This window comes from Dyadobacter crusticola DSM 16708 (assembly GCF_000701505.1).
GTDB classification, from domain to species: Bacteria; Bacteroidota; Bacteroidia; order Cytophagales; family Spirosomataceae; genus Dyadobacter; species Dyadobacter crusticola.
The window spans coordinates 164,977-181,453 of the sequence record NZ_JNJB01000013.1; the positions used below are offsets into that span (position 1 = coordinate 164,977).

General features: G+C 47.5%; 14 protein-coding genes. 12 read left to right on the plus strand and 2 right to left on the minus strand.

Features of this window, described 5'->3' with window-relative positions:
* Window positions 1–8: 8 nt before the first annotated feature.
* The 7 genes from Q369_RS0117920 (at window position 9) to hslV (ending at window position 8,376) form a co-directional block, all read left to right on the plus strand.
* Window positions 9–758, plus strand: coding sequence for a LytR/AlgR family response regulator transcription factor (locus Q369_RS0117920; protein ID WP_031529159.1), 750 nt, complete (start codon window positions 9–11; stop codon window positions 756–758).
* 87 nt (window positions 759–845) lie between these two features.
* Window positions 846–2,099, plus strand: coding sequence for an L-fucose:H+ symporter permease (gene fucP / locus Q369_RS0117925; protein WP_031529160.1), 1,254 nt, complete (start codon window positions 846–848; stop codon window positions 2,097–2,099).
* Between the two features lie 36 nt (window positions 2,100–2,135).
* On the plus strand, window positions 2,136–2,924 hold the full coding sequence (locus tag Q369_RS0117930) for an SDR family oxidoreductase (protein ID WP_031529161.1): 789 nt from the start codon (window positions 2,136–2,138) through the stop codon (window positions 2,922–2,924).
* Between the two features lie 34 nt (window positions 2,925–2,958).
* On the plus strand, window positions 2,959–3,972 hold the full coding sequence (locus tag Q369_RS0117935) for a zinc-binding alcohol dehydrogenase family protein (protein ID WP_031529162.1): 1,014 nt from the start codon (window positions 2,959–2,961) through the stop codon (window positions 3,970–3,972).
* Between the two features lie 144 nt (window positions 3,973–4,116).
* Complete coding sequence (lepA, locus tag Q369_RS0117940; RefSeq protein ID WP_031529163.1) at window positions 4,117–5,904, plus strand: translation elongation factor 4; 1,788 nt, start codon at window positions 4,117–4,119, stop codon at window positions 5,902–5,904.
* Window positions 5,905–6,018: 114 nt separating this feature from the next.
* Complete coding sequence (locus Q369_RS0117945) at window positions 6,019–7,725, plus strand: pyruvate dehydrogenase complex dihydrolipoamide acetyltransferase (RefSeq protein WP_031529164.1); 1,707 nt, start codon at window positions 6,019–6,021, stop codon at window positions 7,723–7,725.
* Window positions 7,726–7,836: 111 nt separating this feature from the next.
* Window positions 7,837–8,376 (plus strand): ATP-dependent protease subunit HslV, encoded by a 540-nt coding sequence (hslV, locus tag Q369_RS0117950; RefSeq protein ID WP_031529165.1) that lies wholly within the window; start codon window positions 7,837–7,839, stop codon window positions 8,374–8,376.
* 39 nt (window positions 8,377–8,415) lie between these two features.
* On the opposite strand, the gene Q369_RS0117955 is transcribed toward hslV, so the two are convergent.
* Window positions 8,416–9,450 (minus strand): hypothetical protein, encoded by a 1,035-nt coding sequence (locus Q369_RS0117955; protein WP_031529166.1) that lies wholly within the window; start codon window positions 9,448–9,450, stop codon window positions 8,416–8,418.
* A 45-nt stretch (window positions 9,451–9,495) separates the two neighbouring features.
* Window positions 9,496–10,962, minus strand: coding sequence for a D-alanyl-D-alanine carboxypeptidase/D-alanyl-D-alanine endopeptidase (gene dacB / locus Q369_RS0117960; RefSeq protein WP_031529167.1), 1,467 nt, complete (start codon window positions 10,960–10,962; stop codon window positions 9,496–9,498).
* A 140-nt stretch (window positions 10,963–11,102) separates the two neighbouring features.
* On the opposite strand from dacB, the gene Q369_RS0117965 reads away from it, so the two are divergent.
* From Q369_RS0117965 to Q369_RS0117985, 5 genes are all read left to right on the plus strand, one after another.
* Window positions 11,103–12,521, plus strand: coding sequence for an MBL fold metallo-hydrolase RNA specificity domain-containing protein (locus Q369_RS0117965; protein WP_031529168.1), 1,419 nt, complete (start codon window positions 11,103–11,105; stop codon window positions 12,519–12,521).
* Window positions 12,522–12,555: 34 nt separating this feature from the next.
* Entirely contained in the window at window positions 12,556–13,509 is a 954-nt protein-coding gene (locus Q369_RS0117970; RefSeq protein ID WP_031529169.1) for an acetyl-CoA carboxylase carboxyltransferase subunit alpha, read from the plus strand.
* Window positions 13,510–13,626: 117 nt separating this feature from the next.
* Complete coding sequence (locus Q369_RS0117975; RefSeq protein ID WP_031529170.1) at window positions 13,627–14,262, plus strand: HAD family hydrolase; 636 nt, start codon at window positions 13,627–13,629, stop codon at window positions 14,260–14,262.
* Window positions 14,252–15,451, plus strand: a complete 1,200-nt coding sequence (locus Q369_RS0117980) for a site-2 protease family protein (RefSeq protein ID WP_031529171.1) — start codon at window positions 14,252–14,254, stop codon at window positions 15,449–15,451. Before Q369_RS0117975 ends, Q369_RS0117980 begins: the two co-directional genes overlap by 11 nt.
* Entirely contained in the window at window positions 15,451–16,476 is a 1,026-nt protein-coding gene (locus Q369_RS0117985; protein ID WP_031529172.1) for a phosphotriesterase family protein, read from the plus strand. The genes Q369_RS0117980 and Q369_RS0117985 overlap by 1 nt, the downstream gene beginning before the upstream one ends.
* Window position 16,477: the final 1 nt, after the last annotated feature.

Below are 16,477 nucleotides of genomic sequence, written 5' to 3' on the forward strand. Positions count from 1 at the left end.
CCTCCCTCATGATCAAAGCTTTGATAGTCGATGACGAGTTTAAATCCCGAAGCATTTTGTATAAGTACATAAGGGAATACGTACCGGAGATCGTGGAGCTGAGAATTGCATCGTCCGTAGCAGAAGCACAACGTGTACTGTCCGTGTATTCGCCTGAGCTCGTTTTTTTGGACATCGAAATGCCGCACCAGAATGGATTTGAACTTCTTAAAGCAATCTCTAAGCCCACCTTCAATGTCATTTTCACCACTGCATACAACCAATATGCAATCCAGGCGATCCGGTTCAGTGCGGTCGATTATTTGCTAAAACCCATTGATCCCGCAGATCTCGTGGTGGCAGTCAGACGGCACTTGTTCAAGCGGGACACGGCCAAACAGAAGATACAGCGCTACGAAAATCTGGTCGGCAATTTTGAGAAGAAGGAGTACAAGGAATTCAAGCTGGCAGTTGCATCCACCGAAGGCATCTTCTTCTTCATGGTTGGCGAAATTCTCAGGTTTGAAGCCGACCGGAACTACACGGTTATTCATTTGAAAGACAGGAAAACCTTCATAGCCAGCAAAACACTGAAGTATTTCGAAGATATGCTCGTGGACTTCAAGTTCGTCCGCACGCACAAATCACATCTGGTTAACCTCGACTACATTGTACGCATCAGCAGCAACAACGAGTATCTGGTACTGACAGACGGGTCGCGGGTCGAAGTATCCCGCCGGCGAAAGGACGAGGTACAGCAGCACCTGAACATCAGGTAGGTTTGGTTTCACGGGCAAAAAAATATAATTCCTTTGAATTGTTTTGTTTTATTTTACACCCGTTCCTGAACTCAAATTATACCTCCTATGACCGATCGTAGAACGCGGCTGGCTGTTATCCTGATCACTTCATTGTTTTTTCTCTGGGGTTTTGCCCTCAACCTCAATCCCATCTTAATTCCGCATTTGAAGAAAGCCTGTCAGCTCAGCGATTTCGAATCTGCACTGATCGACTCGGCCTCCTATATAGCCTATTTCCTCATTGCATTCCCGGCCGGGTTGTTTATGAAAAAATACGGATACAAAGCCGGGATTACATTAGGATTGCTGCTATTTGCTTTTGGTACATTCCTCTTTTACCCGGCTGCGGAAATGCGCCACTTCGGCTTTTTCCTGATTGCGTTGTTCATCATTGCGAGCGGATTGACCATGCTGGAAACCGCTGCAAATCCTTATATTACCGTTTTAGGCGACCCGGATTCAGCGACACAGCGCCTGAATTTCGCACAATCCTTCAATGGGCTTGCTGCTTTTCTGGCGCCATTGGTGGGCGGCACCTTCATATTGTCAGGTAAAACGCTGTCAGAGCAGGAGCAGCAGGCAATGTCGGGAGAAGCACTCGACTCGTATCTCAATGCGGAAGCGGCTTCCGTTCAGGTGCCTTTTATCATAATCGGTCTGGTAGTATTGCTGGTAGCGGCGCTGATCTGGCGGACTTCGCTCCCGGAGATCAAAGATGAAGACGAAACCGGCAACGTGGCGGGCAGCTCGATCTGGGTTGAGAAAAACCTGCTTCTTGGGGCTACGGCGCAATTTTTCTATGTAGGAGCGCAGGTTTGTATCAGTAGTTTCTTTATCCGCTTTTCTGATCAAGTGGCCGGAATTGAAGAAAAAACGGCAGCTTACCTCCTTTCCGGCGCATTTCTGAGCTTCATGATCGGTCGCTTTATCGGCACTTACCTGATGCGCTTTGTAGCACCTCCGCGCCTGCTTGCATTGTACAGTGTCCTGAATGTAATCCTGCTGGCAATAGCAGTAACTACCACAGGAATGGCGGCGGTATATGCATTGGTCGGCGTGCAATTTTTCATGTCAATCATGTTCCCGACGATATTTGCATTAAGTATCCGCGGACTGGGTGAAAAGACTAAAATCGGCTCCTCACTGGTGATTATGTCCATCGTTGGCGGCGCATTCTTTCCGGTGATCATGGGGCAGGTTTCGGATATTTCTTCTATCCAAACTGCCTACATTGTGCCTGCTGTTTGCTTTCTGGTAGTGCTCTATTTTGCCATTAAAAACAATTCGATCAAAAAAGTTACACTCGGGACTTCGCACTGATTTACTAAAAAACATCAACCTGATTTGTTGAACAATATGGACTTACAACTTCAAGATAAAATCATAATCGTAACAGGCGGCGCCAAAGGAATCGGCGAAGGGATCGTCCAGGTTTTGGCAAAGGAAGGCGCCATTCCCGTGATAGTGGGGCGAAATTCAGAGGATAACCAGAAAGTGGTAGATGATCTCGCTTCCAAAGGATTTGTTTCCTTTCAGGTAGCTGCCGAGCTTACTCAGCCGGAAGAATCCGAAAACGCAGTTAATGCTGTTCTTGAAAAATACGGGCGAATTGATGGTTTGGTTAACAATGCAGGTGTAAACGACGGCGTAGGTCTGGAAAATGGCGACTACAACAGCTTCATCGCTTCTTTGCATAAAAACGTTGTTCACTATTATCTCATGGCGCACTATGCATTGCCTGCATTGAAGCAATCAAAAGGTGCAATCGTAAATATTACCTCAAAAACTGCCGATACGGGACAGGGAGGCACTTCGGCTTATGCGGCTGCCAACGGTGGGAGGAATGCATTAACAAGAGAATGGGCCGTCGAACTGCTGAAATACGGGATCAGGGTAAATGCAGTGGTAGTGGCAGAATGCTGGACGCCGCTTTATGAACGCTGGATTCAAACATTACCAAACCCTGCTGAAAAACTGGCTTCCATCACTGCGAATATTCCGCTCGAAAATAGGATGACAACTGCCGAAGAAATTGCAAATACGACTGTATTCCTGCTTTCTGAACGTTCCAGCCACACAACCGGTCAGCTGATCTATGTAGATGGCGGCTATGTGCACCTGGACCGCGCACTTGCTAATTCTTAACCTTACTCATTTAAACTCAGCGGAACCTCGCGAAATGAAAACACTTGTCTGCACTACACCCGGTCACTTCGAGTACCAGGACGCTTTGGAACCTGAAACCCCGCCGGGTTACTCGCTGATCCGCATCAGAAGAATAGGAATATGCGGAACCGATCTGCATGCTTTTGAAGGAACACAACCTTTTTTTAACTATCCTAGAATCCTCGGTCACGAACTCGCCGGGGAAGTTGTCAGTACAGACCGCACCGACTTTTTGGTTGGCGAGGCTGTTACTTTCATTCCTTATTTCAATTGCCAGAAATGCGTAGCCTGCCGGAATGGTAAGCCAAATTGCTGCACAACTTTGAAGGTTTCGGGTGTGCATATCGATGGCGGAATGGTCGAGTACCTCCCTGTACCCTCCTACTCCCTGGTGCATGGTGACGGGCTCAGCTTCGACGAGCTCGCATTGGTGGAACCCCTGGCAATCGGTGCCCACGGAGTGCGGCGGGCGCGTATACGGGAAGGTGAAAACGTGCTGGTAGTAGGCGCAGGACCAATTGGCTTGGGCACAATGGAATTTGCCAGAATAGCGGGCGGCAATGTGATTGCATTAGATATCAACGATGGCAGACTTGCATTTTGCCGCGAAAAAATCGGTGTATCGCACACTGTCAATGCATTGACTGACAACGTACCTGATCAGTTAGCTGAAATTACAAACGGCGAAATGCCGACGGTGATCATTGACGCAACGGGAAGCCTGCGTGCAATTAACACTGCCTTTACTTATCTCGCACATGGAGGCAGTTATGTGCTTGTAGGTTTGCAGAAGGGCGATATTACATTCAGCCACCCCGAGTTTCACAGGCGGGAAGCCACGTTAATGAGCAGCCGCAATGCGACCCGGGAAGATTTCGAGCATGTAATTAAAAACATAAAAAACGGGCAGGTTGACCCTAAAACGTACATTACCCACCGGGTGACTTTCGGCGAAGTGAAAGATACGTTCGAAAGCTGGCTTGATCCTGCGAATGGCGTGATCAAGGCGATGGCCGCACTGGACTAGGCCAATTTTCCTGAAAAACACCTTACCGCGGTAATACTTTCAAGTTACCGGAGAAAAGCAGTTGAAATATTAAATCCCCTCGTAATTTTGTGATTGCTTTGAACCGAGTTTGTACCGCAAAGCATTTGAATAGTAACTATTTTCATGAAGAAAATCCGTAATTTTTGCATTATTGCCCATATTGACCACGGCAAAAGTACGCTGGCCGACCGTCTGCTTGAATTTACCAAAACAGTAACACAGCGGGAAATGCAGGCGCAGCTGCTGGACAATATGGATCTGGAACGCGAACGAGGCATCACGATCAAGAGCCACGCGATCCAGATGAACTACATTTACAAGGGAGAAGAGTACATCCTCAATCTGATCGACACGCCCGGGCACGTCGATTTTTCATACGAAGTATCCCGCTCCATTGCTGCCTGCGAAGGCGCATTGCTGCTTGTGGACGCATCACAAGGCACAGAGGCTCAGACCATATCCAACTTATACCTTGCGATCAATCACGATCTGGTCATTATTCCGGTCCTTAACAAGATTGACCTTCCGGGTGCAATGCCCGAAGAGATCAAAGACGAAATGGTGGACCTGCTTGACTGCAAACGGGAAGATATCATTCCTGCAAGCGGAAAAGAAGGGATCGGGATTGAAGATATCCTGAATGCAATTATTGAACGTATCCCAGCTCCCGTGGGCGACCCCGAAGCGCCTTTGCAAGCGCTGATCTTCGACTCCGTTTTCAATTCTTACCGCGGGATCGAAGTTATTTTCCGGGTGAAAAACGGAAGTATCAGGAAAGGCGACCGGGTTAAGTTCATGGCGACCGGCAAAGAATATATCGCCGACGAAATCGGCACGCTCGGGCTGGCTCAAATTCCAAAGCAGGTAGTGGAATGTGGCGACGTAGGCTACCTGATTTCAGGTATTAAAGTAGCCAAAGAAGTGAAGGTCGGTGATACTTTCACACATATCGACCGTCCTGCCAAAGAAGCTATTGTTGGGTTTTCAGAAGTAAAGCCAATGGTTTTCGCAGGTATTTACCCGGTAGATACGAGTGAATTCGAAGAACTTCGTGAAGCAATGGAAAAATTGCAGCTGAACGATGCGGCGCTTGTATGGGAGCCGGAAACTTCTGCCGCATTGGGCTTCGGATTCCGTTGCGGCTTCCTTGGCATGCTTCACATGGAAATCGTCCAGGAAAGGCTGGAAAGGGAATTTGATATGACGGTGATCACAACCGTTCCTTCCGTGCAGTTCCGGGTAATCAATACAAAAGATAAGCTTCTGAACATCAGCGCACCTTCCGAGATGCCTGATCCTACTCAAATCAAGGTCATTGAAGAACCTTACATCAATGCACAGATCATCACGAAGTCGGACTATATCGGCCCGATATTGAACCTGTGTATGGATAAAAGGGGGATCCTGAAAAACCAGGTTTACCTCACTTCTGAGCGTGTGGAGCTGCAATTCCTGATCCCGCTGGCAGAAGTGGTATTTGACTTTTTCGATAAATTGAAGACCATTTCCCGCGGCTACGCTTCACTTGATTACGAACTGGCAGGTTACCAGGAGTCGGATATGGTGAAACTGGACGTGATGCTCAATGGCGAGCCGGTGGATGCATTATCTGCCATTGTACACAGGTCGAAATCTTACGAATGGGGTAAAAAACTCTGCGAAAAACTGCGTGAGCTGATCCCGCGGCAGATGTTTGAAATTGCAATCCAGGCTGCGATCGGTCAGAAAATCATTGCGCGCGAAACTGTGAAGGCAATGCGTAAAGACGTACTGGCCAAGTGTTATGGTGGTGATATTTCAAGGAAACGTAAGCTGCTTGAAAAACAGAAAAAAGGAAAGAAACGCATGCGTCAGGTCGGCAGCGTAGAGATCCCGCAAGAGGCATTTATGGCTGTATTGAAGATCAATTAATACGTTCCGGGTTTTAGAATTATCTCAAAACTGGGTGCAGAATTGGCCTTTTATTGTAATTTTGACCTGAATCTAATTTAAGACCGAAGAAACTAAAATACCTTAACGAGCGATATGGCAGAAGTAATTCGTATGCCCAAAATGAGCGACACCATGGAAGAGGGTGTTATCGCGGAATGGCACAAAAAAGTAGGTGATAAAATAAAATCCGGCGATATCCTGGCTGAGGTAGAAACCGATAAGGCAACGATGGAGATGGAATCTTACTATGACGGTACGCTTCTCTACATTGGAGTTAATAAAGGTGATTCCGTGCCTGTTGACGGAGTTATGGCGGTTGTAGGAAACGAAGGTGAAGATTATAAATCGCTGCTTGAAGGTGGCAGCAATGGCGCTTCAAGCAACGGAAACGCCGCACCCAAAGAGGATACAAAACCAGCACCGGAAGCAGCCGCAATTGAAACTGTAACTCCGGAGCAGGAAGCTAAACAACCCGCTCCTGCCCCTGCAAATGCCCCTGCCGAGAAAATCAATGCCGCTGTTGTTCGCATGCCTAAAATGAGCGATACAATGGAAGAGGGAACTCTGGTTTCCTGGCAGAAGAAAGTGGGAGATAAAGTTAAATCCGGTGATATCCTGGCCGAAGTCGAAACCGACAAAGCCACTATGGAGCTCGAAGCATATGAAGACGGGACTTTGCTTTTCGTCGGGATCAAAGAAGGTGAATCAGTGCCGGTGGATGCGATTATTGCAGTAATCGGTGAAGAAGGTGCAAATGTAGATGCATTGATCGCCCGTGAAAACGGGGAAGCGCATGCTGCCGCCGAAAGCGCTCCTGCACAAGGAAATGCTGCTGCACCTGCTGGTGAGAAAGAAGCAGATAAATCCGTTTCAGTAGCAGACTCAGGTGACCGTATCAAAGCTTCGCCGCTTGCAAAGAGAATGGCGGATGAAAAAGGAATCAACCTGAGTCAGATCGAAGGCAGCGGTGATAATGGCAGGATTGTGAAACGGGATGTAGATGAGTTTAAGCCTGCTGCCAAGCAAGCTGCACCGGAAACTGCCTCAGCTGCTCCTGCTGAAAAACCAAAACAAGCTGAACAAACTGCACCGGCAGCAACCAGCGCACCTGCAACAGGCGACTTTACAGACACGCCGGTATCGCAAATGCGCAAAACAATTGCGCGCCGCCTGAGCGAAAGCTTGTTCACTGCGCCGCACTTCTATGTTACCATGGAAATCACAATGGACAAAGCCATGTCGCTTCGTCCGCAGCTGAATGAGGTAAGTCCTGCCAAGATCTCCTTTAATGATATGGTGATCAAAGCTTGTGCGGTTGCATTGAAACAACATCCTGCTGTCAACTCTGCCTGGCTGGGTGATAAAATCAGAAGATATAATTATGTCAATGTAGGTGTTGCAGTAGCGGTAGACGAAGGTTTGCTCGTTCCTGTGGTACGTGACGCTGACAAAAAGACGCTTTCCGCAATTTCAACAGAAGTGAAAGACCTGGCTGGAAAAGCGAAGGATAAAAAATTGCAGCCGAAAGACTGGGAAGGAAACACATTCTCTGTATCCAACCTGGGTATGTTCGGAGTAGATGAATTTACTGCGATCATCAACCCGCCGGATTCTTGTATTCTCGCAGTAGGCGGAATCAAGAAGGTTGCTGCTTTCAAAGAAGATGGGACGGTTTACCCGACCAACGTCATGAAAGTAACACTTTCTGCTGATCACCGCGTAGTGGACGGAGCTACCGCTGCGCAGTTCCTGCTAACGGTTAAAAAGTTGCTGGAAGAGCCGATGAGCATGCTGGTTTAATGACAAAATCAGTTTATCAATATTAATAAATGCACAAAGTGTCAGGCTAACCGGCCTGGCACTTTTGTTTTGAAGTACTAACCAAATTCGAATTACTCAGAGCCAATATTCATGGAGAAAATACACGCAACAACCGTACTTGGGGTTTTACATAATGGAACAGTTTCGCTGGGAGCAGACGGGCAGGCGACAATGGGGAATACAGTTGCCAAAGGCAATGTTAAAAAAATCAGAGTCTTGATGGGAGGAAAAATCCTGGCCGGCTTTGCAGGCTCCACAGCCGACGCATTTACATTGATCGAGCGCTTTGAAGAAAAATTGAATGCATACGGCGGCAATATGAAACGCGCCGCTATTGAACTCGCGAAAGATTGGCGCACAGATCGTTACCTGAGAAAGTTGGAGGCGATGATGATCACTGCCAGCAAAGATGAAATCCTGGTTATCTCAGGAACTGGCGACGTATTGGAACCTGAAAATGGCATTGCGGCAATTGGTTCTGGTGGAAATTACGCATTATCCGCCGCGCAGGCATTGAAAAAACACGCGCCTCACCTTTCAGCCGGAGAAATGGTAAGAGAAGGGCTCACGGTTGCGGCCGATCTTTGTATTTATACCAACCACAATTTCGTGATCGAAGAAGTGAAGTAAATGCGACCTTACTTAAGAAGACTGCGCTCAGCTGATAAACTATATATCCTTGTCAGCTGAGCCGGTTACAATCTTGTAAACCTTCTTAACCCTATGGGTCCATAGCGCTTGGAACTTGCCAAACTTCCCTTTTACCACCCTCAATTTTGCCAAACGCTTATAGCTCCGATCCAATGCAGCGTCTGTTCCATAGTTGGCTTTGAGGTATTCCAATGCATTCTGCTCGCTCAAATTATAGTTTTCTTCTTTGGAATAGGCGTGTATTCCCTGTCCGATCGGATTAAACTGTGAATGCGTAGCGTAATCTTCGAGGACAAAATGCTGAAAGCGGAATCCCTGGTTGACCATCTGGTGAAACCACCCTGTGCCTAAATCGGCAGTAAAGCCCCAATTCCCGCCAAAACAAACATTATCACCTTTCGGCAGCGTCGTTTTTCGGTACAGATCCAGGTTAATCATACAGGCATACTCATTGAGCCGGCACTCTGGCATCGGGTGAACACGACCTGTTTTCAAAATCCTAATATCCATTTCCTTCCGCGGCGTATTGTATTTTTCATGCAGCAATATCGCTTCTTCCTGCGTCGGAACATACTGCTCAAATTTGGAGCCGTGACAGAGGCCAGCGGAAAAGCCCGGGCAAGACCAGCACTGACCGATTGAACCAGTTCCAGCCACATTCGGGTCGCTGAATACAGGAAGCATTTCACCAATCATATCACGACGGAAAACCATATCATTATGCATGATAAAGAGATAGTCACCTGTCGCATTTTCGAGTGCGTACTGGTAAGGAATCTGGTAACGATATGCGGTGTCGCGCCGGGTGCGCTCGTAGTCTAGATACCCGAGCTGGTAAAAGTGTTTGGGATAATACAGGTCAACTTCAATCAGCGGCGTAATCGTTTTAATCACATGGTAAACATCCCCGAACTTGTCGAAAGGCTGCGACTTTTCTACGGTAATGTAAAGCTTTTTGATGTGCTGACCACTGAATTTAAGCAGCGAGAGTATGGAAATGATGGTTTGATAAGGCTTTCCGTAGTAAATGACGCAAACGTCAATTTTTTTCATCTTGTAACCGAGAGTTGAGCTAACCTACAAAGCTAGCAAGACTTCTCACAACTGCGCCATTAAGACCATCATTTTTACAAGCTCCTCGGAAACAATGCGCTGGCTACCCGGCATGTACTTATTGGCAATAATTGCAAAGCTCATCAATGCGCCTGACTTCGTTGTAAAATAACCCGCGTATGCCCTTGTACCTTCGATTGAGCCGCTTTTCGCGTGTACATTCCCCGCAGCCCGAGTCCCTTTTGCCAGGTTTCTGACTGTACCGTTTTGTCCCAAAACCGCGATACTCTTGTAAAAATCGTTGAAGCTCGCTTCTTTGTTCGCGAGATTTAATATTTCGGTGAGGCTGCCCGCTGTAATGGAACCCGAGGGCGAAAGCCCGCTGCCATCTTTAATGTAAAATCCCCGGAGATCAGCTCCCTTTCCAGACCAGTAGCCTGTTACAGCCAGTGCGGCATTATCAAAATCCGACTTACCGGTAAGTCTTTTACCCGCCTGCTTTAAGAATGCGTCTGCAAAAAGGTTGATACTCCAAAAGTTCGTCTGCTGACAAAGCTCCCGCAATGCAGGGGATTTATATTCATCCAAAACCTTTCTCTGATTGCCAGTCGCCACACCTGAAAATGGCGGACTTTGGTCGTAAATACGGATTGCTGCATTGGCCAGTTCCGTTTTCAATGCAAATGCGGCATACTCGGCCGCGTTTGGAATTGAGCCTTTGACGGTGAAATTCGCTACGCCGGCAGGAACTGTTCCCGTGAGCACCACCTGATTCCCGAGCGGACTGGAATAGAGGATCGTTTTGTCGCCACTCCCCTTTTCGCCTGTAGTTACCCGGTTGGTGAATGTGAGATAGGGAATAGCCGGTTCAATGCCCAGAAAAGTTGCCGGGTCGCCCGGTTCCACGCCCGGCTTGAACTTTGCACGATATAGGTTTTCATTCAAATTAAGTCCCTGCACGCCTGCTCCGTAATAGTTTCCCATATCTCCCCAAATCCAAGTACTGGCTACGGTTGCATTGTCAAAAAACGATGCATCAGGAAGTACTTTTCCTTTAATATGCTTGATTCCGGTGTTTCTGACAGCTGCGGACCAGCGATTGATCAGCTCCGCGGATTTGAGAAAACCCGGAAACCTATCGCTGCCCAGCGAAGGGTCGCCCGTTCCGCGAATGTACAGGTTACCCAGCAGGGTATCTCCTTTGATCTGTCCGTCATGTTCAAGGAAAGTCTGGAATTTGTAATCGCCTCCAAAAACAGCCAGTACTGTGGCTGTGGACACGAGCTTCAAAGTCGACGCCGATGGTAGCGACATTTCCTGGTGCAGACCGAAAACAGGCGCTTTATCCCTGACCGATTTAATGCTGATCGCCAGCGTTCCGCTCCGCATCATTTCGCTGTTCTGAAATTCCAGCGCTGCGTCACGCAGGTTGTTCAATGCGGTACTATCTATTTTTTGACCAAAAACAACGGGACAGAAAAGGATAGCACACAGGAAAATACGCAGATTCATAGTTATATATACAAGCTGTTGACAGGAGCAAAACTTTGGCCCAAGAATCTAAACTAATAAGTTAAGCCCAAATCTCAGCCCGATTTTTGGTACTTTTGTCGGATGCATGAAACCAAATTAGGTTTTCACCCCATTTTTATATGAAATTGACATTCTGGGGAGCTGCACAACAAGTGACCGGAAGCATGTTCCTGCTGGAATCTGACGACTACCGGATTTTGATTGACTGCGGCTCGGATTTTGATCTGGATGAGATTGGCAGGAAAAACAGATATGAAGAGCAAAAAGGTGTCTTTCCGTTTGAACCAAGCCTCATTAATACAGTACTTTTAACACACGCTCACATTGATCACTCAGGCAACATTCCTAATCTATATAAGGAGGGTTTTGAAGGCAGGGTTGTGTGTACGGAGCCCACAATGGCGCTCACGTCACTGCTGCTGAAAGATGCCGCCAACCTGCACCAGAAACGCCTCAATGCGCGCCAGGGAGCTTCTAAAAAGCGCGGCAAGAAAAAAGAGGTACCAAAAGACTATTATGTTGAAAAGCACGTAATGGAAGCAATGGACAACTTCGTGCCGGTCGCTTTTGGTAACCGCTACCGCATTGCAGATAACGTGACTGTCACTTTTTACCCGGCGGGACATTTACTGGGAGCGGCGCACATCGTCCTTGAAGTTTACGAAAACGGAGAAAAAAAGCGGCTTTGCTTTTCAGGAGATATCGGCCGCAAAAACTATCCATTGCTGATCGATCCGCAGGAAGTTCCGCAGGTGGATTATCTGATCTGCGAATCTACTTATGGAAACCGGCTGCATGAAAATACCGGTACACCGGTGGATGCGCTGGCAGATGTGATCAGACGTACCTGCATTGATATTCCGGGCCGGCTTATTATCCCTTCGTTCAGCGTTGGTCGCACGCAGGCATTGCTGTACACGCTCAATCAGCTGTATCTGGATAAGTCTTTCCCGTTTATCAAAGTATTTTCTGACAGCCCGCTTGCGCACAGCAGCACGAAAGTGTACCAGAAGCATGTGAGAATGCTGAACAAGGAGGCACGTAATTTTCAGGAGGATAACGATATGCTTTTCGATTTTGAGAACCTGATATATCTGGAAAGTGCAGACGCAAGCAGAGCAGTATCCAACTACAATGAACCCTGCATTATCATTTCTTCATCGGGAATGGTGCAAGGCGGCCGGGTGGAGCAGCACGTGGAAGCTAATATCGGTAATCCATACGCTACAATCCTGATGATCGGCTATGCTTCCGAAGGCACATTGGGCTGGCGGCTGCTTAATGGACAGGAGACAATCTCGATCCGCGGAAAGCAATTGCCTGTCTTGGCTAATATTGAAAAAATTGACGTATTTAGCGGCCACGGAGATCAGAATGATCTGCTACGATTTGTAAAAATGCAAGACCCGGAAAAGCTCAAACGCGTGTTCCTGGTTCATGGAGAGCAGCAAAGTATGGCTGAATTCCAAAGCAAGATTCAAGAAAATGGCTATAAATCGGTAGAAATACCTGTGAGGGGAACCACTTACGAACTCTGAAAACGCTTTTCCCCGACCAACCAGAACCTAAAAGATGAGAACATACCTGGATTTTGAAAAACCTATGGCCGAGCTCGAACGTAAGCTCGAAGAAATGAAGACATTGGCGCAAGAAAACAATGTGGATTTTTCGGACGCCATTTCCTTATTGGAAAACAATATCACAAATCTTCGAAAAGAGATCTTTGAAAACCTGACGCGCTGGCAGCGTGTTCAGCTTTCACGTCACCCGGACCGCCCCTACACGCTCGACTATATCGAGCTGATCTGCGATGAGTTCATTGAATTGCACGGTGATCGCCAGGTACGCGACGATCCGGCCATTATCGGCGGACTTGCAAATGTGGGCGGCCAGTCTTTTATGCTCATTGGTCAGCAAAAAGGCCGTAACACCAAGCAGCGGCAACACAGGAACTTTGGAATGCCGAATCCCGAAGGTTACCGCAAAGCTCTGCGCCTGATGAAGTTGGCAGAGAAATTCAATAAGCCCATTGTTACCCTGATCGACACACCGGGTGCATTTCCAGGGATGGAAGCCGAGGAGCGCGGACAAGGCGAAGCGATTGCGCGGAACCTGAAAGAAATGTTTATGCTGAAAGTGCCGGTGATTTGTATTGTAATCGGTGAAGGTGCTTCCGGCGGAGCCTTGGGTATTGCGATCGGCGACCGTGTTTTGATGCTGGAAAATACCTGGTATTCTGTGATCTCTCCTGAAAACTGCTCCGCTATCCTTTGGAGAAGCTGGGATTTCAAAGAGCAGGCAGCAGAAGCAATGAAAATCACGGCCCGAGATATGAAGAAAAATGGCCTGATCGATGGAATTATCCCGGAACCACTCGGCGGCGCACATCTGGACCACAACTGGATGGCAGAAAAGCTGAAAGAAGTGATTCTTGGAAATATATCAGAACTTTCAAACATTACCGAACAAGACCGCATTGACCAACGCATCGAGAAATTCTGCGCAATGGGCGTTGTGGTTGAGTAGGAGTTGGCTACTAGCTGTTAGCCCGTTAGCTATTGGCCGTCGACTTAATTGAGAAATAAAGAACAGATCAAAAACTAAGGGCTAATAGCTAATCGCTAACAGCTCACCGCTACCAGCATGAAAAACCCGCAGATCAAGAACATCATTTTCGACTTAGGTGACGTCATTTTAAACATTGATGTTCCCGTTGCGTCCAAATCGTTTGCGGAACTGAGTGGAAGGGAACAGAGCGAAATACTGGAAATATTCAGGGATAACGATATTTTCCGGCATTTCGAAACAGGCTCGCTCGACGAAGCGGGTTTTCGTGATTTCATGAGGAAAATTCTGGATTTCTCTGACCTGTCGGACGAAGCAATAGATACAGCCTGGAACAGCCTGCTGCTTGACCTGCCTCCCGAGCGCGTGGAGCTGCTTAAAAAACTAGCAACAAAATATCGGATTTTCCTGCTGAGCAACACCAGTTCCATTCACATTACTCAGGTAAACAAGATCCTGAAAGCTTCAACGAGCGTCGACAGGCTGGAAGATCTCTTTGAAACGGTCTTTCTTTCCTACGAAATGGGCCTCATGAAGCCGGATACCCGCATTTACCAGAAAGTGCTTGATCAGGCCGGCATCAAAGCAGAGGAGACACTTTTCCTGGACGACAACTACGACAACATTCAGGGTGCGGCTCAGCTGGGTATTAGTACTATTCACGTTCAAAAGCCGACCACCATTCTGGAATATCTAAAAGATTATGCAGTCTAGTACACGCACCTATCTGATTCAGGGGATACTTTTCATTGTGACGGTAATTACGACCACTTTGGCCGGCGCTGAATGGATTTTCGGAAATAAATTTTCATTCGTTTACCACTTCTTCGCGTTTCTGGGCGGGGTTGATGCTGCAAAATCCGCAGAAACAGAAACCCGGTTAATGGGCTGGGAGCAATTCAAGCAAGGCTTCCACTTTTCGATCCCGTTTCTTGCCATTCTAACCATTCACGAGTTCGGCCATTATTTTGTAGGAAGGGCGCATCAGGTCAAAGTTACCTTGCCTTATTACATTCCGATGTGGTTTGGCATCTCGCAAAGTATCGGCACGCTGGGTGCATTCATTCGCATTACTTCTGTTGTAAAGTCCCGGCTTAAATTCTTCGATATCGGCATTGCTGGTCCATTGGCCGGCTTTATTGCGGCACTGGCCGTACTCTGGTACGGATTCACGCACTTACCGCCAGTAGATTACATCTTTACGATACATCCCGAATATGCGCGGTTTGGATCCAGCTATCCGCAGTTTGTTTATGAAAATTCCTCCGGGAACCTTGTGCTGGGCGATAACATTCTTTTCTGGCTATTCAAAACTTACGTTGCCAATCCCGAACGACTGCCGCACCCTTACGAAATGCAGCATTATCCTTACCTGCTTGCGGGATACCTTGCATTGTTTTTCACCTCGTTGAACCTGATCCCAATCGGTCAGCTTGACGGCGGCCACATTCTTTACGGGTTAATTGGTAAAAAGAAATTCGACGTTGTCGCGCCCATTCTGTTCGGGCTATTTGCGTTCTATGCTGGCCTTGGACTCTTTCGCGCAGAGTCTTTCGCGACTGGCAGCGATGAGATTTTTTACGGACGGCTGCTGTATCTGTTTTTCTACATTTACCTGCTTTATATCTGTTTCAAAAGGGTTTTCGACAATCTCAGTACTGCATTGATGTGCAGCCTTATCATCGTCGTACTTCAATTTGCATTATCCTACCTGCGCCCCGATTTGCAGGGCTCGACTGGCCTTTTGCCGTTTGTATTTATCCTGGGCCGATTCCTGGGAATCAAACATCCCGAAACCGAACAGAACGAGCCGCTCGACACGCCACGGATCATCCTGGGAATTTGCGCCCTGATCATATTTGTAATCTCATTCAGCCCGACTCCATTTATCATTATTGAATAATGGGACGAAGTAGCGAAACCGATCATTCACGCAGGGTATTCATTCGAAATTCGGCAGCTGCGGTGCTCCTTTTCACTGTGCCTGAATTTGCAGAAGCTTATATCAATACGGTTCAAGGCAGGATCAAGCCAAATAAACTTGGCAAGACGCTCATTCACGAGCATGTTCTGGTCGACTTTATTGGTGCTGATAAGATTTCACCAGACCGTTGGGAGCATGAGCAGGTTATCAAAAAAGTACTTCCTTACTTAATCGAGATCAAAAAACGCGGGTTCAAGAGTATTGTAGAATGCACCCCGGCATTCCTTGGGCGGGATGTGACGCTTTTGCAAAAACTATCGGAACAATCCGGCCTTCAAATTCTGACAAACACCGGCTATTATGGTGCGTCTGATAACAAATACCTTCCCGAATGGGCCTTCACAGAAACGGCTGAGCAACTTTCAGCTCGTTGGATCAGTGAATTTGAAAATGGTATTGAAGGAACAACCGTAAAACCCGGATTTATCAAAACAGGCGTAAATAGTGGCGCGTTGTCTGAGCTTCACCAAAAATTGATCAAGGCAGCTGCATTGACGCACCTGAAAACCGGACTTACCATCTGCTCACACACAGGCCCGGCGCTTCCTGCTGCTCAGGAAATCGAGATTCTCCGAGAAACCGGCGTAAGTCCCTCTGCTTTCGTTTGGGTACATGCAAATGGTAGCTACGAAGAAATGGATGAGTTGGGAAAAACAGGTTGCTGGATCAGTTTGGACGGAGTAAATGAAAAGAACATTGATCAAATGGCCAACCTGCTTGATCATCTAAAAACCAAGCGCCTGCTGAGCCAGGTACTGATCTCGCACGACGCAGGCTGGTATCAACCCGGCGAGCCGGACGGAGGCAAGTTCAGGGGATACACCGTCATTTCTGACCAGCTTGTTCCCGCTTTGAATCAAAAAGGTTTTTCCGAAAAAGATATTGCACAGCTGCTCATTAGAAACCCGGCAAATGCATTTGCGATAAAGGTCAGAAGGCATTAAC